Here is a 21,954-nt window from a genome sequence, read left to right on the forward strand (position 1 = left end):
ACAATTTATACTACATCAAAAATACAGTTCTGAATAACGAAAAAAATCGAATGTATGATTCGGTTTTTTTGAACTATTGGAAAGGCAGGGAAATGCTAATGGACTTGAAAAATTTACTGACCTTTAAGACGATTTTAGAAACGGGAAGTTTTCAAGAAGCTGCTCGAAAATTAAATTATGCTCAATCCACTGTAACTACACAAATCCAGCAATTAGAACAAGAGCTTCAAGTTAAATTATTTGATAAAATTGGTCGGAAAATGCTTTTGACATCTGCAGGTAGCGATTTGTTGCCTTCTGTGAATCAGATACTTGAAACATACAACACCATGAAAAACTATTCAAATAATGCGGAGTTAAAAGGTGAATTACGGATTGCCGTCCCCGAAAGTATACTCACATACCAAATGCAGTCCATTTTAAAGGAATTCCATGAAAAAGCTCCCAATGTAAAATTGTATTTAAAAACGTTAAATTGCTTTGAAATTCCGTACGAGGTTGAAAATGGTTTGGTTGATTTAGGTATTTATTACGATGTTGATGAAAAAAGTAATCAGATTACGAAAAGTAAATTGGGGTCGCACGCTATTTCTATAATTGCGAGTGCTCAAAAAGAGATAGAGTCCATAAATTTTTTTAATGAAAATAAAGAATTTGATGTCTCTTTTTTATCGAATGATGTGAATAGTATTTATCAAAAACATTTTGAAGCGATGGTTAAAGAGCGGAATATCACCCTTAACCACCGAATCGAAGCAGGGAGTATTGAATCGATTAAACGATGCGTGATTAATAATTTAGGTATTGCTGTTTTTCCGAATTTTGTGTTTGAGGAGGAGCTTGGAAAAGGGCTGATACGCAAGGTCCCAAGTCCTTTGGATAGTCAGGAAATAGCAACGGTTTATAGTTATCATGGAAAAAGATGGATGTCGCCGAATTTGACATATTTTATTGAGTTGTTGGAAACGAGAAAAGGGGAGTTCTGACAAATTTGTTTGGAAATCAGTTATAATAATTAAGTAGATTTTTAACCCATAATCCCACACAAAATTAAGTTTTAGGAGTGTGAAAAATGAAATTTCTAAAAAAACACGGCTTTTACTTCTTACTACTCGCTGTTCTAAGTGATTTCCTAACACCCTACATACTCGGAATCTTTTACCCAGAATTAAACCAAATGACGCGGGTTATGAGTGTGTTTGGGGATGTGGCTAGTCCGGTGCGGGGAGCGTTTTTGGTTTGGTCGGTGGTGTCTGGGGTGTTCTTTGTGCTCGCTTTGCCGGCGATTTATCAGAGCGTTGTTAAAACTTCGCGGACTTTGGCGATTTTGCTTGCTTCTGCGATTGGTTTGTATGGGATTGGCGATTGTATTTTTACGGGGTTGTTTAGTATTGATACGGAGCAGGCGAGCTGGACGTTTTCGACTTGGGTGCATAATATTGGCTCGGGGCTTGGTTATGCGGGATTTTTGATTTTTCCGTTGTTTCTGGTCATTCTTTACCGGAAAACTGGCGATAAATCCCGCAGCAATGTCTACTTAGTTTTACTCATTGTTAGTTTGCTGTCGGCTGGTGTTTATGGGCTTGCGCGGATTCCTGCTGTGAATGACTTGCCAGTTTTAGATAAAATTGGTTTTTGTCAGCGGATTAGTTTCTTTTTTAATTATTTACCGATTGTTATTTTTGGAATTGATCGGATTAGAAAACCCTAGATTGTTTAAGAATCTAGGGTTTTTTGTTCGCAAAGTTCGATAAATTGCTGGAAATCTTCTTGTTTTGCTAGTTTTTTGACGAAGCTGCGTTCGTTTAAGATGGTTACGAGTTGACCGAATAATTCTTCAAAAGAGTTGTCGCGTTCTTCTTTCATAGTGAGCAGGAGGACGAGTTTGACGCGATTTCCGCCCCAGTCGATTGGTTTATCAAGTGAGCATACGGCGACGGCATTTTTTTTCGCGCTTCGCTGGATGGCATGCGGGATGGCGTAGTAGTTGCCGTAACAGGTGCTCGATAATTGTTCGCGCTCGAATACTTTTGCTACGTAATCGGGGTCGCAGTAGTCAAATGCAGTTAATTGCTCGCAAAGAAAGGTGATGGTTTCTTCTTTTGATTTGAAGTTTTGTTTTGGAAAGAACAGTTCTTTTTTGAAAAATTTTCTGGAAATCGAATCGGCTTTGGGCTTAGTTTCTAAAATGTGCTTGATCTTCTGTAAATCTGCTTCTGTTAAAAGTAAATCGTAATGATAGACCGGGATGTCGGTTGTTAAGTTTAATGGTTCGGCGGTGATAATTAAATGGATTTCTTTGTCTAGGATGAATTGCTTGATGTCGAAAATTGACTGAGAAACGAGTAAATCAATCGAAAAATCTGGTATTTTCTTTAGTTGGTTATGAACCAAGCGTTGGCTGCCCGCGCCGTACGGGGAAACTAGGAGGATTTTTCGCTTTTTGCCGTGGTTGATTGTTTCCGAAGCGGACAGAAAATGCAGCGCGATATAGGCGATTTCGTCATCTGGGAAAGTAATCGCGAGCTCTTTTTGGATAAAGGCAGAGGCATAAACACTGACGTTGTAGATAAATGGAAACTTGTTTTTTAATTCTTCGGTGAGCGGGTTCGTTAAATATTGCTTATGATTGGCTCTTTTGTAAAGGGCTGAAATGTGGGCCACTAGATAGGTGGCTATTTTTTCGTCAGCTGAAAAGTCGATATGGAAGTTTTGATCCACTGCTTCAAGGAGCCGAGTGACAACGCTGCCAAAAACTTGCGCGTCAATGGTGGAAGTTGTCGTTAGTTTGCCGGAATAAAGCCGGGCGATATAGCTTAGTTCCTGGGTTGGGATATTGATTTGTAGTTCATTTTCTAACGTTTCTGCTAGATGCGCTGCCATTTCAAGGCTAGTTTTATCTTGCTCGAGTAAAGCGGTTCGCTCTATATAGCTGCCCATACTGATTCGCTCAATTAAAACAGCAATATGCAAGATGAACGAAATCGTCGAGAAATCATTCATGAAAAATTCGTGCTTTTTGTGGTAGGCAATAATGAGCTCGGAAAGTTGTTTTAGATTGCAGTAATCAAAGTAATCGGCGTACTTATCAAGGCTTAATTGATGGTTTTCGATTTCTTGATTGAGGAACAGGTTGAAGATGCGTCGTTTTTCTTCTTCACCGCCCTCGGTTAGTAGTTCGTTGTTTTTTCGAATAATACAAAGCGACTCATCTTTTTCAGCGATAACGATGTTAAGCTCTTTAATAATACGAGCTAACGTCGATTCACTAATAAAAAATTGATCCGCTAAATCATAGAAATTAGTATGATCTTGTTCGATAATATGGCGTAATAATTCAAAATGTAGATTTTCGTTATTTTTGGTTAGATTCATTTGTGAAAGCTGCTCGTTTGGCATTAGAAAATAGCCTTTTCCAGCTTTTGATGCGATGATTGTGGAACTAAATGACTGGTTAATTTGCATAATGTCATTTCGCACAGTTTTGGAAGAAACGCCTAACATTTCTGAAAGTGCTTTTGCTGTTACTGTCTTTTGGCTGTCGTTAAGCTTTTCTAACAATGAACGTTGCCTTTCTGAAATAGTCATTATATCCCCCCTAATTCTCCCTTAACCTATTGTTATTATACAACACCAAATAGAGAAAGAGACGAGTTTTTTTGTCCCAATCTCTATTTAAGTGACTATTAATTAGCAGCGATGTTTTCTTCTTCGGCTTCTTTTTCTAAAGCGACGAGATTTTTCTCATAAACTTTTAGGAATGGATAGTACATTAGGCCGTTTAAGAAAATCAGGATGAATACGAGAACGATGGCTCGCCAGTCCATGGTAGATAGAAATGCTCCAATTGGTGCGGGCATTTGCCAGGAGAAGACGGCGAACGTTTTTCCGACAATCCCGAAATACATACAAAGATAGGTGATGACGCCATTGAATACGGATGTGAAAATGAACGGGAAGAAGAAAATCGGATTCAGCATTAGTGGTGTTCCGAAAATGAGCGGCTCAGAAATTCCGAATATGGAAGGTAAGAAGCCGACTTTCCCGACGGTGCTTAGTTGTTTGGACTTGGACCGCATCATTAAAAAGGCAAGTGCGAGAACGGAACCAGAACCACCGATGATAACGAAATACGTCCAGAATGGTGTCGTGAAAATATTCGTCAAATCTTGTCCAGCCATTTTTTCAGCGGCGTTGATTGAAAGGTTTCCGTCACGAATTGGGCCTAGAATTCCGGCAAGTGCGGCATCGTGTACACCGAAGAACCAGAATAGGTGAACTAGGAAAATACTTAGAATCGTGAATGGTAAGCTATCGGCTGCTTTGAAGCTCGGCGCCATTTTTTCATATAAGAATTGGATGGCTGTTGTGTCTAGTAGGTTGAAAATGATAAAGATAATCGAGAAAAAGGTCATTAAAATGATACCAGGAACTAAAGCTGCGAATGTCTCGGATAGGGAAGCTGGAACGCTATCGGGCATGGTTATTCGACCGACATTTTTCTTGCGCATCCAGTGATAGCCTTCTACGGTAACGATGGCGACGAATATCGAAAGTAGTATTCCGCGTCCATCAAGGAAACTGATGTCTACTTCTTTGCCGTCCCAGCCCATTTTGATTGGATTAAGTACGAGCATAAAGAAACCGGCGATAGAAAACATGAGTGGGCGTAAGAAATCTTCGTGGTAGTGTTTGCATAAATAATACGTGATACCGACGCAAATATATAACGACATGGCGCCAAGTGTGATTCCGCTAATCCAGTTTAGGATTAAATCATATTTTTCAGCAAAGTTAGCCCAGCCAAGCAGGAACCCATTTTGCGTATCATCTGTTACTGGAGCCGCTTTCAAAATAATCGGAATTGAACCAAACAATGTAATTGGCAGCATGGACATAAAGGCATCTCTGGTTGCTTTCAAATGGCGTTGCTGACTAAGTTTGTTAGCCAGCGGGGAAATATATTGATCCATTTTTTCGCTAATGGTATTAAATCGCATGTTTTTATCCTCCTATTAATTTCTGGATGTCTTCGTAAACCCCTTTTCCGTCCATGATGCCGTATTTTACTGGTGAAATGGCATGGACTGGGACGCTGACGGCCTGTTTTATTTGTGGCATAAGGAAACGGATTTGAGGCCCGATAAGAACGAGGTCGACGCCGTCCAAATAATCGGTATACTCGGATTCGCTATAAGCAGTGACGTTTAATGTGTTGCCAGAAGCGGCTTCGATTTTTTTCGCAAGCATTCCTGTAGACATACCAGCATTACAAACTAACATGATATTTTTCATTTTCCTGCTCCTTTTTTTAAAATTCTCTTCGTTTGATGAGTTTTCCCTGACTTTCAATCATTTCTTTGAACCAGTAGTAGGAAGCTTTTGGTTTTCTGATTTGGTTGTTTTCGAAATCAACTGCCACAAGTCCGTAACGCTTTTCAACACCATTTTTCCAAGAATAAAGGTCGAACGGGGACCAAGCGTAGTAGCCACGAACGTCACAACCAGCATCGATTGCGTTGAAAATGGCGTTAATATGGTCGTTCATAAAGGCGATTCGGTAGGCATCATCTACTTGTGGCACCGAAACGTCTTCGCGAACACCAATGCCGTTTTCCGTCACATAAAGTGGTAATTGATAGCGTTCGTAAGCTTCGATTAAGCCATCTTGTAAGCCTTTTGGATAAATTTCTGTGTCCCATTCGGTCGTTTCGTTGGCGGGATCTTTCACTTGTTCGAACCAGTTTTTGATGAGAACTTTACTTTCGCCTTTTTTACCGCTGTGGTTGAATTGTAGCTGGGTTTCGCCACCGGTGTATGGTTTAACAAGCGTGCGCGAATAGTAATTTAAGCCGATGAAGTCGACAGTGTTTTGTTTAATTGTTTGTAGTTCGTCTGTTTTCATAAAGCTGATGTCGTGCGATTTTGCTAGTTCGGCAATGAGATCGACCGGAAATTCGCCAAGTGCGGCTGTGTCGAGAATCCAGTTGTTGCAGTAGTTATCAGCGTAGCGCATCGCGATTTTCGTTTCGATACTTTCATCGATACCGTTCACCGGCGTGTAGCTGTGAACAATACCAATTTGCCCTGGATAGCCACCTTCTTTAAAAACTTTGACGCCTAAAGCACTCGCGTACATCACATTATAAGCGGCAATCATCGTTTTTTGTGTATCTTGATAGCCGGGCGGGTAGTTGCCGATTTTATATCCGTTAGCAACAAACCATTTTGGCTCGTTAAAAGTGGTCCAATTCGTGATTTTATCGCCAAAATGGTCATAACAAACCTTGGCATAATGCTCAAATGCAGCACAAACGTCGTGATCCAACCAGCCACCAGTTTCTTCCCAATATTGCGGCAAATCCCAATGATAAAGTGTCACAAACGGCTCAATATCATATTTTTTACACGTATCTAGCAAGTTTTGATAAAATTCGATCCCTTTTAAGTTGATGTCACCTTGCCTATTTTTAATAATTCGCGGCCAAGATAAGGAAAAACGATAGGAATTTTGCCCGCCTTCTTTCATCATCCGAATGTCTTCCTCGTAGCGATGGTAGTGATCGCTCGCCACATCGCCATTCTCAAGACCTGCTTCGTGCAAGTAGTAGTCCCACATCGATTCGGCCTTGCCATCCACATCCCAAGCACCTTCACATTGATAAGAGGCCGTTGCACCTCCCCATAAAAAGTTATTATTCATTAGATAAACTCCATTTCCATTGATAAATTTCTCCCAGTTCCCGAATCATTTCCACGGCAATATCCGTAGAAGACAAGTGACCTTCCGCATGAACCAGCAGTAAATCCACCTCTCTCATTCGGTTCTCTGAAGATAGTTTTCGTAAAAGTTCCGCGTGCGCTCGGTGCGCCAGTTTAATCTCATCTTTCGCTTCAGTAATTTTCTGCGTGAAAGCTTCGATGTTTTGCAGTTTTACTTCTTTCAGTGCCTCAAAAGCACAACTTTTCGCATTCCCGGCGTGTAAGATGATTGCCATGGAATCGAGTTCTGTTGTTAGTTCGTTGCTATCTGTCACGTAAAGACCTCCTTTTGATTTGTCTTTACTATAGCTGGAAAAATGGGGGAGGTGAAATTATTATTTGCCACTTTGGAAGTGGAAATTGGTTTTGGTTTGGAATTTAAAGGTTACTAGGATATGATGATAGTTAGAGAGAAAATATTACATAGGAGATGAATAGATGATGAAAAAAACAGTACACGGATGGGAAATAATATCTAGTTTAGACGTACGAGTATACCAAGATGAAGCTGGCGGGGTTGCGATTTTAGTAGACAGAGATAATTTTGGGGATCAAGTGCCAGTGCTATTGAATTTTGGTGATGATGGAGTAGATATAAAAGCTCTTTCGCATTTAACAAAAAGTGTTCGAGTTTCGCTGGATAAGAAGGTGCGGATTGAATGGCATGATGAGTATTTTGAAGAGAGAACGCAAGCAATGGAGTGCATCGAGGTGGAACGGGATTAACCGTTAATTATATACAAAAAAAGGAGAGCAACGAGATGAGCAAAAAGTTAGTAAGTATTATTTTCTTAGGGATTTGTTTTTTGTTAGTGGGTTGTGGTAAAGAGGTTGTTGATAGTAAGTATACCGGAAAATGGAAGTTGGAATCGTCGGGGATTGGTATGAGCGATGGATCAAATTACAAGGAAACGGATGCAGCGGGTAAAGTTAGTCTTGACTTGGACATTGATGCAGAGGGAAATGTAAAAGAATTGTATATTGATGATGCAGTTGCTATAACTAATTCTTATAAATTAAAGAAAAAAGGTGACGATGAATATCAATATGATGGTACATTAATTAGCAAAAAAGTATACAGTTATGAAACTGAAAGTGATAAAGAGAATGTAGAAACAATGCTAAAATTTCTTAAATCCAAGGATAATGTCAAAATAACCAAAAATGAACAAAAAGGGGATGAATATCACATAGAAGTCAAAGCGGATGAAAAGGATTTCGTATTCTCTTTAGAAATGCAAAGTGGAAAATTAATTTTCAAAAAAGTCGATACTAAAGAGAAAGTTTTGATTAAGGAAACCTACAAGAAAAATTAAATTATTAGAAGCGAGGAGCGGAAGTCCGTTGTAACCACCTGTTTTTAAAAATTTATTTGTGAAGACTATTCTTTCGAGGGTTCTTGGGAGGATAGTTTTTTTGTTGAACAAGCATTTTTTATAGTTAAATTCACAACAAATCTACATTCTTAGGTATAATGTATACGAGAAGATGAAAATACATTATATAAAAAGGATGTTTGTGATGAACTTAGTGGCATTATTAAAATACATGCAAGAAAACTATGGGGAGCAAAGAACCAATTATCCAATGGCTGGGAATGAAGTCGCAAAAAAATTTAAGCAAGGTGTTAAAACAGCCTTTGAAACCACCTTATTAGGAGAAGATTACGAAATATCTGCATCCATTGGTACAGGCGGTTGGGCAAATGTCCCTTGGATAGCTGTGCATGATAAAGAAATTAGCACAAGTGTACAAGAGGGAGTTAATCTAGTTTATTTGTTTACAAACGATTACCAAGGTGTTTATTTATCTTTAAATCAAGGATATACATATGTAAATAAAAATTATAAAAATACTAAATTATCTTTAGGGAAGATTGCTCGTTTTTGGCAAGAAAATTTATCCACGTTAAAATCTGAAAATAGTTTTACAATTGACCCAATTAACCTCGGCCGGGAGGAATCTCGTTATACTGATCTTGTGAAAGGTTATGAATCTTGTAATATTTACAGTAAATATTATGATATTAAGGATTTAGGAGAAACTGATAATGATTTATTATTACAAGATTTGCTGCAAATGCTTACTGTTTTTAAAGAATTAAAAGGTCATTTAATGTTGGATGACAAAAAAGGTATAGAAGCTACAATTGATTTCATAATTAATAATGGAACTTTCAATGAATTAAGCGAAAAAGCAAAATCAGAGAAAATCGTTGAAATAGAAAAAAAGCGCAAATTAGTTTTAGGTAAAGAAGAAACGCATTCAAGAAATTCGGTAGTTAAGGAAGAAAAAGTACCTTATATCACCAAAAGAGATTATGCGAAAGAAGCTATCAGAAATACAGAAAAAGGATTGCAAGGAGAGTATTTGGTAATTAATTATGAAAGAGAAAGGTTAATGAAGAATACTATTACAAAATCTTATGCAGATAAAATCACTCATGTTGCTGAAAGTGGTGATGGGCATGGATATGATATTATTTCCTATGACATAAATCCAGATGCGCCAAATGAAGTAATAGAGATTTATATTGAAGTTAAAACAACAACTGGAAATAGAGATGCTCCATTTTATTTATCAGATAATGAATTAAATGTTGCGAGAATAAAAGGTGAGCTTTATAAAATTTATCGGGTATATGATTATAATACAGTGCCAAAACTGAAGATTATTAATAATTTATTCGATGAGACCCTAGAAATAAAACCAATCAATTATATCGTAAAAGGAGTGAACCAAAATGACAAACACACTAAAAACCAGCTACCAAAAAACACCTTATAAACTAGGCGGAAATGGCCCGCGCAATGTGGGTGTTTTAACAGAAGCACTTCAAAATATAGATGATAATTTAGAAAGCGATATTTACGGAAACGGTGCAGTTATTGAAGACTTTGAAACAAAAATCGCGAAAATTCTCGGGAAACAATCTGCGGTATTTTTCCCAAGTGGGACGATGGCACAACAAATCGCGTTAAGGATTTGGGCTGACCGGAAAGAGAATCGGCGCGTAGCATATCATCCGCTCTCTCATTTGGAGATTCATGAGCAAGATGGGCTAAAAGAATTGCAGCAAATCACGCCACTATTACTTGGTACAGCGAATCGGCTTTTGACAATTGACGATATTAAAAGTCTTCGCGAGCCAGTTTCTAGTGTGCTTATCGAACTTCCTCAACGAGAAATTGGTGGGCAACTACCTGCTTTTGAAGAGCTTGAGAAGATTTCGGAGTATTGCCATGAACAGGGTATTTCGTTGCATCTGGACGGGGCGCGGTTATGGGAAATTACGCCGTTTTATCAGAAGTCTGCGGAAGAAATTTGTGCGCTGTTTGATAGTGTGTATGTGTCGTTTTATAAAGGGATTGGCGGGATTGCTGGGGCGATTTTGGCTGGGAATGATGATTTTGTGCAAGAGGCGAAAATCTGGAAACGACGGTATGGCGGGGATTTGATTAGTCTGTATCCATATATTTTGTCCGCGGATTATTATTTTGAAAAACGGATTGGGAAAATGGCGGAGTATTTTGAAGCGGCGAAAGGATTGGCTGAGCGATTTAATTCGTGTTCGGGCGTGAAGACTGTGCCGGAAGTGCCGGTTTCTAATATGTTTCATGTTTATTTTGAGAATTCGGCTGATGAGATTGGGGCGATTTTGACGAAGATTCAGGATGAAACTGGCGTTGGGATTTCGGGGTATTTGCAGGAGAAATCAGCGGATGTTTGTGCGTTTGAGGTTTCGGTTGGGGATGCGTTTGCGGAGATATCGGAGGGAGATTTAGAATTAGTTTTTGAATGTTTGGAGAAGGAACTTAGACTATAAATTTGGATATGAAAAGACAAGCTATTTTCTATAGTAGCTTGTCTTTTTTTAGTATGGATTATATTTTATTTCGAGTGATTACTTGATCTTCATAAGATTTTAGTTCAGATAGGATTTCATCAATTGACCTAACTTTTTCTCGAGGTGTTTCTAAGGATGTCTCTTCTTTTTCTATAATTTCATCATAACCATTTCTAGGCTCTTTAAACATTTTATCTAGTTCTTCAGAGCAACTAAATATTTTGACGTCTTTACCTGCAGTAAAACTCAGGTTTTTATCATTATTTATGTATCCATCAATACTTATGCCAATAGGATTAAATTCTTCATTGGTGAAAGTAACTGTATTAAAGTCTGGAATATTGTATTTAAGATATATTGTGATTTTTTCTTTTTGGTCATTAAAAAAAGCTTGGTCTTTTTTTTCTTGTTCTTGATGCTTCATATAAAGGTAACCTCCTAGTATAGATAATATTGTGACAATTAGCACAATAACTAGTATAATAATTTTAGTTCGTTTTGACATAAAAGACCTCCAGAGATGAAAGGATGATTGATTTGGCTACTAAAAAAGCTTTCACTGATGAAGAATACTTCAAGCTTTCCGAGGCTGTTTATCAAGATGGCACATTAAATAGTAAAAAAATTAACATTGAACTAAGTGATAGAACAAAAAGTAATTGGAAATTAGTATCAAAATTGAATGATAGGGCCACTGATACACAAGCTTTTGCAGTTGTTCCAGAAGAAAAAGGAAAAGATGGTAGAATCTCTTACAACTATAATAACATGGTTTTTGTTTATCGAGGAACAAAAGAGTCAAAAGATTTCGGTAGCGATATTACAAATGTATTTGCAGGTACAAATACAAGAACTAGCTTAGATAGAAAATCAAAAAATCCTTTTCAAGTATCTGAAAAATGGACAAAAGAGGTCCTAAAAGAATTCAATCCTAAAAATCCTACTTCTACTGGTCATAGTTTAGGTGGTGCGCTCTCGCATTATAATTCTATTTTGCATGATTTTAATGCAACTACATATGCTGCTCCCAATATTTATCAATTACTACCTGAAGATAAGCAAAAGAAAGTTCGTGAAGGCTTTTATAATAAGTCGATTACTGATTTTACGCATGATGACGACATGATTGGAACTTTTGACCAGTTTGGTTCACCTATCATAGGCTCCCAATATATAGCGGAACGAAATAAAGTAGAAGTTGGAGTCAAAGGAGTTTTTGGAGCTATTCCAGGGCACTACAATGAAACATTTGAAGGCTGTTTTTCTAGCGACGGGACGATGAAGTTAAAAGTAGATGTAGATGCTATTATTAGGTATGCTCAGGACATTGACAGGATTATTCATTCACTGCAAACGAGTAATGATGACTTAGCGAACATTGAAAAAGATCTACAGTTAGATTCCAAGAAAATACAAAATCAATTAGAGGATGAAATAGGGATTGGAGGAGCATATAGTGAATTGTCTACTTGGGATATAGACGATGTTTTAACAGAACTATGTACAAAATATAAAAATGGTGTTTATTGCTTTTATAACCCGGATGAGTTTGAAAGATATTATGAAATGAATCATCATACGTGTAAACTATTGAAAAATTTTCAAATAGAACTTATTGATGCAGCCCAGTCTTTTCGAGAAACAGATACATATTTAGGAGAATGGATTTCTAATAATAATTAAAGGGAGTGATTAACTATGTATGGCAATACTTATCAACGTGAATATGCCCGTGCAATGGGTGATACAGCATATGATACGAGCTATCAACTTAAAATTATTGAACGAGAACTCAAGAAAAAAGATTTAACTGAAGGAGAACGTTCGAATTTACTTGGAGCAGAAAGCATTTTGAAAAAACAAGTGCAATTAAAAGTTTTAAATCAAGATGCAAAAAAATTAGTAGAGAAACTAACTCAGCAAACTAGAGAAGAAATGAATATGATTCAAATAGAAAATGAAAAAATTGGAGATGAACTAAAATTTATTCAAGATAAATTAGCGGATGCATTTGAATCCAGAACTGCAAAAGCTGTTCAAAGTTGGATGAGGAATATTCGAGAAGAAGAATTGGAAGAGCAAAAAGAGGTTCTTGTTATTTGTAAAGAAAGTATCAGAATAGATTAATATAGCGACGAAAATTAAATGAAGTCTAGTCTTGTGGGCCAATACATGAAATTGTGTTGGTTTTTTGCATATTCAAAAGTTGATTTTTAGCTTATTTATGTATTATTTCACTTAATTTGACAAAAAGTATGTTTTTATATCTTTTTGATGCTATTTTTAATGGTCAAATGTAAATAATTAGTCACATTTAGAATCATTATTTCTACTATAATAGAACTAAGAAGATAAATTTAAAATAAAGAATTTATGGGGGATGGACGTATGAGCATTATTAATAGTAATTTTAGAAGTTTAGGGTCATACATAATGGAGAATGTATACAAAATACCGGATTATCAAAGGGAATACTCTTGGGAAGAAACTGAATTAGAAGACTTATGGATGGATTTAGGTCAAATCATAAATGGTGAAACTGAAAGTCATTTTTTTGGTCAAATTGTAATACATATAGATAAAAAAGTAGATGAAAAGCTTATTATTGATGGGCAACAAAGAACAAGTACGACGGTTATTTTGTTAGCGGCAATGAGAGATTTATTTATAAAAATACATGATTGTGGTTGGGAAGATGCGCGTTTTGATGCTGAGGATATTACTACGAAATTTATTGGAAGATACACTCAAACTAGAGATGAACGTAAATTAATACTTGGTGAGAATGATAAAGATTATTTTTCAAATAGAATTCAATTTATGACACCAGAAACAAAAAAGCTGGAGAAGTTAACTAAATCACAAAAAAGAATAGACTTTGCTTATGACTACTTTTATAAAAAATTAGAAAAATCTATGGATTCGGTTGAAACTTTAGAGAATAAATATGCAGTTCTGAAAGAGTGTTTTAGTACTTTTACAGAAAAATGCACTGTTATGTTTGTAGAGACAGATGATATAAATGAAGCTTTTATTATTTTTGAAACATTGAATGCTAGAGGAAGAGATTTAGAAACAGCGGATTTGTTGAAGAATCATTTGTTTAGAGTTGCGAATAAGAAAATTGATGTTGTAAAAGAAGAATGGAAACAAATGCTAGAATTTCTTGGGAAGATTGATACTACTAAATATATCCGGCATTTTTGGAATTCCCAAAATTCATTTATTAGAGAAAAAGATTTGTATAAAGTAATAAGGAAAAAAATAACAACACCGTTAGAAGCTAATAATTTTATGAAAGATTTACTTAAATTATCTGAAGTATATAGTGGCATGGTTAACCCTGCCGAAGATAATTTCTTTGATGCCAATATTCAAAGAGTGTTAGCTGATATCAATATACTTGGAGCCAAATCATTTTATCCTATTATTTTAGCGATGGTAAAGAAAGGCTATGATTTTAAAGAGATATACGAAGTTCTTTCATGCATCGAAGTTTTAGTGGTAAGGAATTTCGTGGTGTCAGGTTTAGTAGCAAATAAATATGAAATAGAGTTTTCAAAAATTGCTTTTAGAATTTATCAAGAAGATATTGAAGATTTCACCGAGATTATGAGCTTATTACGGAAAAATATTGTAGCAGATAGTGATTTTTTACATAATTTTTCCAGTTTTGAGATTAAAAATAAGCCTAGTATAAGATACATTTTGAAAAAAATTAATGATAGTTACTCGAAGGAACTTACTGTGTTAGATGATAATAATAAAGTTCATATTGAACATATAATGCCTGTAAAAGCGACTGATTGGGACATTATCAAAGAAGATCATGGTGAGTATTTATGGAAGCTGGGCAATCTTACTTTACTTGGTGGGGAATATAATAAAAAATCTACCAATAAAATATTTAATGAGAAAAAAGAAGTATATGAGTATTCGCAAGTACAGTTGACGAAAGAATTGTTAGATTATGAAAATTGGACTATAGAAACAATTCAAGAACGGCAAAAAAACTTAGCCGAGGTTGCAGTTAATATTTGGAAGGTTTAATGTGGTTAATAGGATATTATATGTGTTAGGAGATGGAAAACAGCATTGGAATTATCAATAAACATTCTAAATATTATTGGAATACTATTAGAAATAGGTGTTTCAGTATACATTATTTTCTCAGAAAAAAATAAGAGTAAAAAACTAAATAATGAAGCTGAAAATGAATTCGTTCAGCAAGCAAATAATATTGTAACTAATACGCAAGGAGATAATGCAGCGTTTAATTTTACTCATGTTCAGATGCAATCAAAATATCAAGAAAAAACTTATCAAGAAATATTAAGTGATCTACAAGAGAAAAAAGAAAATAAGCAAAAACTTAAACACGAAAAAGATTTTTTGTTATTAAGAAAAGTTGTTAATATAGTATGTTTGGGAATAGGTGCTTTTTGGGCTTTTTACTTTTACGATATAATGAAAGTGACGTCTTTTGACACATATCTATTAAATATATTGTTTCAAACGATTTTTACATTGGCAACTTTTATTTTGGTTTTTTCAATTTCAAATTTTGTTAGATTATTTTTAATTCATTTTAAAGATTATAATTATAGGGTTTTACGGAAAATCCAATTATTTTTAACAACCTTTTTTTCGATGATAGGAGCTACTGCTTGGCTATATTTTGACTGGAGAGTGAATTTTAGACCACTATTTAACATGTATACTGAAAGTTCGTACTATACTTTAGGTATAATAATGTTTGGGTTAATGTATTACTTATTTCACCAACTAGCACAAAATTTCTTGTTAAATAATATTTGGATGCCTAAAAAAGCAGTTAAAATAGTATTAGTATCTTTAATATTTTGTTTAGTAGCATCTACTTGTTTATTTATTTATATGTATTATAGATATAATAATATTTGATTTAGCATATACTTGTAGAATATGAAAGGAGCTCACCCATGCCAAAACTAATCATCGATGCAGACGATTTCGGTCTATCCAAAGCCATCAACCACGGCATCATCGAAAGCTACAAAACCGGCATCACCACATCTACCTTACTCATGCCGAACCTAGAAACTGCCGAGCACGCAATCGCTCTCGCAAAAGACCACCCAGACCTATTCATCGGGCAACACACAAACTTTCTACTCGGAAAACCATGCGCGGACCCGGCGGAAATTCCGTCACTTGTCGACGAAAACGGTGAATTCCATCGTTCTAAATACTACCGGTCTAACCCAGAACTGAAATTCCAATACGAAGATGTGCGCACGGAAACCATCGCTCAAATGGAACGGTTTAAAGAGCTAACTGGTCACTACCCAGAGCACATCGACTGCCACTCAATCGGTGATGAAACGGTTGACCAAGCTTTCTTTGATATTGCGCGTGAGTTCGGGATTCACACCACTTTAAAATACAGCGGTGATAAAAAATGGTCAGATCAGGAAGGTTATTTACCAATTACTAAACTATTGGAATCGGGCGCACTTCCATACACAAACGGCGGTGTCTCGGTTGAGAACTTCCTTAACGATGATTTCGGATTATTAAAATTGGCACCAAACGAAATCGCTGAGATGCATTTTGATGTCGGTTTTTTGGATCAATTTGTGCTGGATAATTCTTCTTATACGTTGATGCGGTGCCGCGAGCTTGCGACGATTTGTGACGCTCGGGTGCGGGATTGGCTTCTTGAAAATGGGTTTGAGCTTATTACATTTGGGGATTTACAGCGGTAAAACTCTATGTTATGATGAACGCAACTTAATAAGAAAAACTAGGGGGGCCGATTCTGGCTGAGATAGGAAGGTAATGCTTTCTGACCCTTTGAACCTGTTTGTTAGTGCAAGCGTAGGGAAGTGAATGTGAAAGTGACCGGAAAATTTATCGCGGCTGCTGTTTCTTTGCTTATGCTAAGGGACAGTGGGCGCTTTTTTTATTGTTCAAAAGGAGGAGTTTGAGTGTTTGTTCACGGTTTTCAAGAAGAAGTAGGGGATTTATGGCAAGAAACGTTGCAGCATCCATTTGTGCGGAGTTTGGCGGATGGGACGCTTGAGAAGGAGGCGTTTTACTATTATTTGTTACAAGATGATTATTATTTGTCGCATTTTGAGAAGGTGATTGAGAAGAGTGTGGAGCAGGCTGGGACGGCGGAACTTGCTACGGAAATGAGGGAAGTACAGGTGCGGCTTCAGCAGTCGGAATTGTTGATGCGCGAACAGTTTTATCCGCGGGTTGGGCTAACGGAGCGTGATTTTTCCGAGCGAAAACCGGCGCCAACTGCTTATCATTATACTTCTCACCTTTATCGGATGGCGGATTTTGGAAGTTTTGGGGTGACGATTGCGGCGCTTTTGCCGTGTTATGCGCTTTATGCGGATATAGGAAAAATGTACGAAGGGGCGCGGAGTTCGGAGCCATTTTATCAAGAGTTGTTGGAGAGTTATGTGGATGGAAATTATCAACAAGTGGTGTTGCAGCAGAAGCGGTTGGTGGAACAGGCGGCAAATATGGCGGATGCGCGGGAACTTGCCCTGATGAAACAGGCTTTTCAAATTAGTGTGGAAATGGAATGGGCGTTTTTTGAGATGGCTTATAAAAAACAAAATTGGCGTGGGAGTGTGAATTATGTTTGATTTTATGACGTTGGAAAAGGTGCAAGAAAAAGGGCCGTTGGTACATAATATTACGAATATCGTGGTCGCGAATGATTCGGCGAACGGGTTACTGGCGATTGGAGCATCACCGATTATGGCTTCTGCGAAAGAGGAAATGGATGAACTTGCGAAAATGGCGGATGTGCTCGTGATTAATATTGGGACGCTAGATGGTGAACTTGTTACAGCGATGAAAATTGCTGGGCGTGCGGCAAATGTTGCGGGGACGCCGGTTGTGCTTGATCCGGTCGGTGTTGGCGCGACTTCATATCGTCGTAAAGTGGTGCAAGAATTATTGGCAGAAATTCAGTTTGCGGCGATTCGTGGAAATGCGGGAGAGCTTGCGGCGATTGCTGGTGAAGCATGGGAAGCGAAAGGCGTGGATGCGGGTGTTGGTTCGGCGGATGTGCTGAGCATTGCTGAAAAAGTGGCGAATGAATGGAGCACGGTTGTTATTATTAGTGGCGAAGTAGATGTGATTTCGGACGGAACGCGTTTTGCAAAAGTGGCTAATGGTAGCGCACTGCTTCCAAGAATTACTGGTTCTGGTTGTTTGCTCAGTGCTGTTTGCGGTAGTTTTATTGCCGTTCAGGATGATGCTTTTCGAGCTAGTGTCGAAGCGTGCGCGAGTTATGCGGTGGCTTCTGAATATGCGGAAATGGAGTTAGAAAGGAAACTTCCTGGCTCTTTTCGACCATTATTTTTGGATGCGCTGGCTAGTTGGTCGGTCGAAAAAACTCGTGCCAAAGCAAAAATCCAAGAAAGTGGGGAACACAAATGATTTTCCCACAAGTGTTAACGATAGCTGGTTCAGATTCAGGTGGTGGCGCGGGGATACAAGCGGATATCAAGACATTTCAAGAGCGCAGAACATTTGGCATGTCTGTGATCACGGCGATTACGGCGCAAAACACACTAGGGGTAAAAGCGGTGCATAAAATCCCGGTAGAAATGATTCGCGAACAGTGCGATGCGATTGCAGAGGATTTTCAAGTGAGCGCCGTGAAAACGGGCATGCTTGCGGATGCAGAAATTATCCGGGAAGTGGCGCGGAATATACGTTTGCACAACTTCCCAAATATCGTTATTGATCCCGTGATGATTGCAAAAGGTGGAACTGCTTTACTTGAAAACGAGGCGACACAAGTGTTGAAAGATGAGCTTTTGCCACTTGGTACGATAATTACGCCGAACATTCCAGAAGCCGAAGAAATTCTAGGCGAAAAAATCACAACCAAGGCAGAAATTGAACAAGCTGCTAAGAAAATTTTTGATTTAGGTGTAAAAGCGGTCGTTATTAAAGGTGGGCATAGCGAAATGAGTGAAGCGGCTGATTTTTACTATGATGGCGAAACGACAAAATGGCTGACGAGCGAGCGCTTTGATACGCCACATACGCACGGGACGGGTTGCACTTTTTCGGCATGTATTGCAGCTGAACTTGCGAAAGGCAATTCGCTTTTGGATAGTGTTGTAGTTGCGAAAGAATTTATCACAAGTGCGATTAAATATCCGCTTGGAATTGGTCACGGTCATGGTCCAACCAACCATTTTGCTTACCGATTGGAGGATGGGAAATGAGAGCTGAACTAGCTGTATATTTTATCGCTGGAACGCAAGATATTGTCCGCGGAACGTTGCCAAGTGTGCTAGAAGAAGCACTAAAAGCCGGAATTACGTGTTTCCAATATCGCGAAAAAGGAGCTGGCTCACTCCAAACTGCCTCCGAAAGAAAAGAAATGGCGCTAGAATTCCAAAAATTATGCGCAAAATACCAAGTTCCCTTCATTATTAACGATGATGTCGCTTTAGCCCTCGAAATCGGCGCGGACGGTATCCATGTCGGGCAAACCGACGAAGCAATTCGCCAAGTTATCGCGAGTTGCTCCGGCAAAATGAAAATCGGTCTTTCGGTTCATTCAGTTAGTGAAGCAAAAGAAGCTGAACGACTTGGCGCGGTGGATTACATCGGTGTAGGGCCCATTTTTCCCACGATTTCAAAAGCGGATGCAGAACCAGTGAGTGGAACGGCAATCTTAGAAGAAATTCGCCGGGCTGGAATCACAATACCTATTGTCGGAATCGGCGGGATTAATGAAACAAATTCAGCTGAGGTTCTTGCAGCAGGTGCGGACGGAGTATCGGTCATTTCAGCGATTACTCGGTCGGAAGATTGCCAATCAGTTATCAAACAATTAAAAAACCCAGGCTCTCCCTCCTAAAAAGGCAAACCTGGGTTTCTCATTTTTATAAATCTTCACCATTGGTCGCAATAACGTTCTTGTACCAATCAAAACTTTTCTTCTTATAACGATTTAGCGAACCTGTGCCGTCGTTGTTGCGATCGACATAGATAAAGCCATAACGTTTTTTCATTTCAGCAGTGGAGGCACTTACTAGGTCAATACAGCCCCATGAAGTGTAACCCATCAGCTCAACGCCATCTTTAATCGCTTCTTTCACTTGCGATAAATGAGCGCTCAAATAATTAATACGATAGTCGTCATTTACTGTGTAGTTGCCGTTTTCGTCTTTTTCTAGTTGATCGATAGCGCCAAGACCGTTTTCTACGATGAAAAGTGGTTTTTGGTATCTATCCCAGAATTCGTTTAGGACAACGCGTAAGCCTTGAGGATCGATTTGCCAGCCCCATTCGGATGCTTCTAGGTAAGGGTTTTGCACGCCGCCTAGGATGTTTCCTGCGCCAGCTTTGCGTTTCGACTCGTCAGCTGTTTCAGTTGTGCTCATGTAATAGCTGAAAGAAATGAAATCTACTGTGTTTTTAAGGATTTCTAGGTCTTCTTCTGTTACGTCTAATTCAATATTGTTTTCTCTGAAATAGCGTTTCATGTAGCCAGGATAAGTTCCGCGGACATGAACATCGGAGAAGAAGTAGTTTTTGCGCTCTGCTTCCATAACAGCGATAATATCATCTGGGTTGGAAGTTAGCGGATAAGTTGGCATTGCTAGAACCATGCAGCCGATTTGTGCTTCGGGCATGATTTCGTGACCAATTTTTGTAGCCAGCGCGCTCGCCACAAGTTCGTGGTGGACAGCTTGGTATAGGTCTTTTTGAGATAATTTATCTGGGCTTGTAGAAATACCGCCGCTCATGAATGGTGCATGTAAAATCGAGTTGATTTCATTGAATGTTAGCCAATATTTTACTTTGCCTTTGTAGCGATTAAATACGGTGCGGACATAGTTTTCATAGAAGTCGATCATTTTTCTATTTACCCAGCCGTCGTAAGTTTTCGATAAGTGAAGTGGTGTTTCATAGTGAGATAAAGTGATTAGTGGTTCGATATTATGTGCTAGAAGTTCATCGAATAAATCATCGTAAAATTGTAGTCCTGCTTCGTTTGGCTCAGTTTCGTCACCATTTGGGAAGATACGGGACCAAGCGATGGAAGTACGGAAAACCTTGAAGCCCATTTCAGCAAAAAGTTTCACGTCATCTTTGTAGCGATGATAGAAGTCGATTCCTTCTAATTTTAAGTTATCTGGTGTTGGACCGTCAGTAATGTGACCGAATCCGCCTTTTGGAGTAACATCTTGAACGGAAAGTCCTTTTCCATCGACGTTGTAAGCGCCTTCGAATTGGTTTGCAGCAGCAGCTCCACCCCATAAAAAGTCGGCCGGAAATCCTGTATTTGTATGCATGTTAAAAACTCCTTTTCTACATTTTAAAGTATCTATGAAAAAAACCAAATACTTTTCTAAATACATGCAAAAAAACATGGTACTTAGAAAAATATTTGGTTATGCCCGGCTTACGTCGGTAACATTCCGATTTATAGTTAAAATATATCAAAAATAAGGAAGATAGTCAATGGAATAAGTAAAGCACTCTTATGGTTTGCGAAGGGAATAAGAGGGAAATAAGTAGAATGAACAATTAAATAGGAACGTTAAAAAGTTTAGAGGAGGAGTCATCGTGGGATCAGCTTTTTCAGCTATTTTGTCACCGGCAGTGGGGATTTTGATTAGCCCATTTCCAATTGTAGGACTTATTTTGATTTTACTTAGTAACAAGGCTCGAATTAACAGTATTTTTTATACGGTAGGTTGGATTGTTGGGAATATAGCTATTTTCTTTATTGGGTTATTCTTAATGAGTTCGGCGGTTAGTTCGTCCGGAGATCAGTCAACCTTGGTCAAAGTGGTACTTATTGTGCTAGGGGCTTTACTTATACTTCTCGGCGCACATGATTTCACAAAACGTCCAAAAAACGGGGAGAAGGCTGCAACGCCAAAATGGTTTGAAAAAATGAGCAATATTAAACCGGGAGGCGCGATGATTTTTGCGTTTGTGCTTTCGGCAGTGAATCCAAAAAATATGTTGCTTTCACTTACAGCAGGAGTGAGCGTTGGGGCGCTGAATTTATCCGGTGGGCAAGAAACAACGGCGACGATTATTTTTGGCATTATCGCTTGTTGTTCAATTTATGTCCCTACCATTGCTTTTTTATTGGCTGGGAGTAAACTTAACAACGTATTAGATAGCACTCGTAAATGGCTTATCCAAAACAATTCCGTGATTATGGCTGTGTTGTTCTTATTTATCGGTCTTAGTGTCATTAGTAAAGCATTCTAAAGCATGAAAAAGCTATTAGTTCTCTAACTAGTAGCTTTTTTGATTTCTAGCACAACTTGTTCACATTTTGCGTTGTGATAGTT

General features: G+C 38.1%; 23 protein-coding genes and 1 riboswitch. Of the genes, 16 read left to right on the plus strand and 7 right to left on the minus strand.

The window, feature by feature from the left end:
• Nucleotides 1-98: 98 nt before the first annotated feature.
• Both CKV70_RS01575 and CKV70_RS01580 read left to right on the plus strand, forming a co-directional pair.
• Complete coding sequence (locus tag CKV70_RS01575) at nt 99-986, plus strand: LysR family transcriptional regulator (protein WP_014600450.1); 888 nt, start codon at nt 99-101, stop codon at nt 984-986.
• Between the two features lie 86 nt (nt 987-1,072).
• The gene (locus tag CKV70_RS01580) at nt 1,073-1,711 is read left to right on the plus strand and encodes a DUF998 domain-containing protein (protein WP_014600451.1); all 639 of its coding nucleotides are present in this window, start codon (nt 1,073-1,075) and stop codon (nt 1,709-1,711) included.
• Between the two features lie 5 nt (nt 1,712-1,716).
• Here CKV70_RS01580 and CKV70_RS01585 read toward each other — a convergent pair whose 3' ends face one another.
• The 5 genes from CKV70_RS01585 to CKV70_RS01605 form a co-directional block, all read right to left on the minus strand.
• Nucleotides 1,717-3,588: a BglG family transcription antiterminator gene (locus CKV70_RS01585; RefSeq protein ID WP_014600452.1), complete on the minus strand. Its 1,872-nt coding sequence runs from the start codon at nt 3,586-3,588 to the stop codon at nt 1,717-1,719.
• Nucleotides 3,589-3,686: 98 nt separating this feature from the next.
• The gene (locus CKV70_RS01590; protein ID WP_014600453.1) at nt 3,687-5,000 is read right to left on the minus strand and encodes a PTS sugar transporter subunit IIC; all 1,314 of its coding nucleotides are present in this window, start codon (nt 4,998-5,000) and stop codon (nt 3,687-3,689) included.
• Nucleotides 5,001-5,004: 4 nt separating this feature from the next.
• On the minus strand, nt 5,005-5,295 hold the full coding sequence (locus CKV70_RS01595) for a PTS sugar transporter subunit IIB (RefSeq protein WP_003722919.1): 291 nt from the start codon (nt 5,293-5,295) through the stop codon (nt 5,005-5,007).
• A gap of 16 nt (nt 5,296-5,311) precedes the next feature.
• Nucleotides 5,312-6,703, minus strand: a complete 1,392-nt coding sequence (locus CKV70_RS01600) for a glycoside hydrolase family 1 protein (protein ID WP_014600454.1) — start codon at nt 6,701-6,703, stop codon at nt 5,312-5,314.
• Entirely contained in the window at nt 6,696-7,037 is a 342-nt protein-coding gene (locus tag CKV70_RS01605) for a PTS sugar transporter subunit IIA (RefSeq protein ID WP_003724232.1), read from the minus strand. The genes CKV70_RS01600 and CKV70_RS01605 overlap by 8 nt, the downstream gene beginning before the upstream one ends.
• A gap of 166 nt (nt 7,038-7,203) precedes the next feature.
• Here CKV70_RS01605 and CKV70_RS01610 point away from each other — a divergent pair, with 166 nt between their 5' ends.
• The 4 genes from CKV70_RS01610 to CKV70_RS01625 all read left to right on the plus strand — a co-directional run bounded on the left by CKV70_RS01610 (nt 7,204) and on the right by CKV70_RS01625 (nt 10,588).
• Nucleotides 7,204-7,488: a hypothetical protein gene (locus CKV70_RS01610; RefSeq protein ID WP_010989408.1), complete on the plus strand. Its 285-nt coding sequence runs from the start codon at nt 7,204-7,206 to the stop codon at nt 7,486-7,488.
• A 35-nt stretch (nt 7,489-7,523) separates the two neighbouring features.
• Nucleotides 7,524-8,078: a hypothetical protein gene (locus tag CKV70_RS01615; RefSeq protein ID WP_014600456.1), complete on the plus strand. Its 555-nt coding sequence runs from the start codon at nt 7,524-7,526 to the stop codon at nt 8,076-8,078.
• A gap of 205 nt (nt 8,079-8,283) precedes the next feature.
• Nucleotides 8,284-9,549, plus strand: a complete 1,266-nt coding sequence (locus CKV70_RS01620; protein WP_014600457.1) for an MrcB family domain-containing protein — start codon at nt 8,284-8,286, stop codon at nt 9,547-9,549.
• The gene (locus CKV70_RS01625; RefSeq protein WP_014600458.1) at nt 9,506-10,588 is read left to right on the plus strand and encodes a threonine aldolase family protein; all 1,083 of its coding nucleotides are present in this window, start codon (nt 9,506-9,508) and stop codon (nt 10,586-10,588) included. The genes CKV70_RS01620 and CKV70_RS01625 overlap by 44 nt, the downstream gene beginning before the upstream one ends.
• Before the next feature lie 58 nt (nt 10,589-10,646).
• Here CKV70_RS01625 and CKV70_RS01630 read toward each other — a convergent pair whose 3' ends face one another.
• Nucleotides 10,647-11,033 carry a DUF1433 domain-containing protein gene (locus CKV70_RS01630; protein ID WP_014600459.1) on the minus strand — a complete coding sequence of 129 codons (387 nt, stop codon included), beginning with the start codon at nt 11,031-11,033 and terminating at the stop codon, nt 10,647-10,649.
• 113 nt (nt 11,034-11,146) lie between these two features.
• Here CKV70_RS01630 and CKV70_RS01635 point away from each other — a divergent pair, with 113 nt between their 5' ends.
• The 9 genes from CKV70_RS01635 (at nt 11,147) to thiE (ending at nt 19,496) form a co-directional block, all read left to right on the plus strand.
• On the plus strand, nt 11,147-12,292 hold the full coding sequence (locus tag CKV70_RS01635) for a DUF6792 domain-containing protein (protein ID WP_014600460.1): 1,146 nt from the start codon (nt 11,147-11,149) through the stop codon (nt 12,290-12,292).
• A gap of 15 nt (nt 12,293-12,307) precedes the next feature.
• Nucleotides 12,308-12,736 (plus strand): hypothetical protein, encoded by a 429-nt coding sequence (locus CKV70_RS01640; protein WP_014600461.1) that lies wholly within the window; start codon nt 12,308-12,310, stop codon nt 12,734-12,736.
• Nucleotides 12,737-12,997: 261 nt separating this feature from the next.
• Nucleotides 12,998-14,659, plus strand: coding sequence for a DUF262 domain-containing protein (locus CKV70_RS01645; RefSeq protein WP_014600462.1), 1,662 nt, complete (start codon nt 12,998-13,000; stop codon nt 14,657-14,659).
• 45 nt (nt 14,660-14,704) lie between these two features.
• Entirely contained in the window at nt 14,705-15,532 is an 828-nt protein-coding gene (locus tag CKV70_RS01650) for a hypothetical protein (protein ID WP_014600463.1), read from the plus strand.
• 38 nt (nt 15,533-15,570) lie between these two features.
• Nucleotides 15,571-16,356: a ChbG/HpnK family deacetylase gene (locus CKV70_RS01655; RefSeq protein WP_014600464.1), complete on the plus strand. Its 786-nt coding sequence runs from the start codon at nt 15,571-15,573 to the stop codon at nt 16,354-16,356.
• A 30-nt stretch (nt 16,357-16,386) separates the two neighbouring features.
• A riboswitch (TPP riboswitch) is annotated at nt 16,387-16,492 on the plus strand.
• A gap of 86 nt (nt 16,493-16,578) precedes the next feature.
• Nucleotides 16,579-17,253, plus strand: coding sequence for a thiaminase II (gene tenA / locus CKV70_RS01660; RefSeq protein ID WP_014600465.1), 675 nt, complete (start codon nt 16,579-16,581; stop codon nt 17,251-17,253).
• The gene (gene thiM, locus CKV70_RS01665; RefSeq protein ID WP_014600466.1) at nt 17,246-18,055 is read left to right on the plus strand and encodes a hydroxyethylthiazole kinase; all 810 of its coding nucleotides are present in this window, start codon (nt 17,246-17,248) and stop codon (nt 18,053-18,055) included. The genes tenA and thiM overlap by 8 nt, the downstream gene beginning before the upstream one ends.
• Nucleotides 18,052-18,855, plus strand: a complete 804-nt coding sequence (thiD, locus tag CKV70_RS01670; protein ID WP_014600467.1) for a bifunctional hydroxymethylpyrimidine kinase/phosphomethylpyrimidine kinase — start codon at nt 18,052-18,054, stop codon at nt 18,853-18,855. Before thiM ends, thiD begins: the two co-directional genes overlap by 4 nt.
• On the plus strand, nt 18,852-19,496 hold the full coding sequence (gene thiE, locus CKV70_RS01675; protein WP_014930821.1) for a thiamine phosphate synthase: 645 nt from the start codon (nt 18,852-18,854) through the stop codon (nt 19,494-19,496). Before thiD ends, thiE begins: the two co-directional genes overlap by 4 nt.
• A 25-nt stretch (nt 19,497-19,521) precedes the next feature.
• Here thiE and CKV70_RS01680 read toward each other — a convergent pair whose 3' ends face one another.
• Nucleotides 19,522-20,937, minus strand: coding sequence for a glycoside hydrolase family 1 protein (locus tag CKV70_RS01680; RefSeq protein WP_014600469.1), 1,416 nt, complete (start codon nt 20,935-20,937; stop codon nt 19,522-19,524).
• Between the two features lie 274 nt (nt 20,938-21,211).
• On the opposite strand from CKV70_RS01680, the gene CKV70_RS01685 reads away from it, so the two are divergent.
• Nucleotides 21,212-21,871 (plus strand): GAP family protein, encoded by a 660-nt coding sequence (locus tag CKV70_RS01685; RefSeq protein ID WP_003722934.1) that lies wholly within the window; start codon nt 21,212-21,214, stop codon nt 21,869-21,871.
• The last annotated feature ends 83 nt before the right edge of the window (nt 21,872-21,954 follow it).

The sequence above is a fragment of the Listeria monocytogenes genome (assembly GCF_900187225.1).
Classification (GTDB): Bacteria; Bacillota; Bacilli; order Lactobacillales; family Listeriaceae; genus Listeria; species Listeria monocytogenes.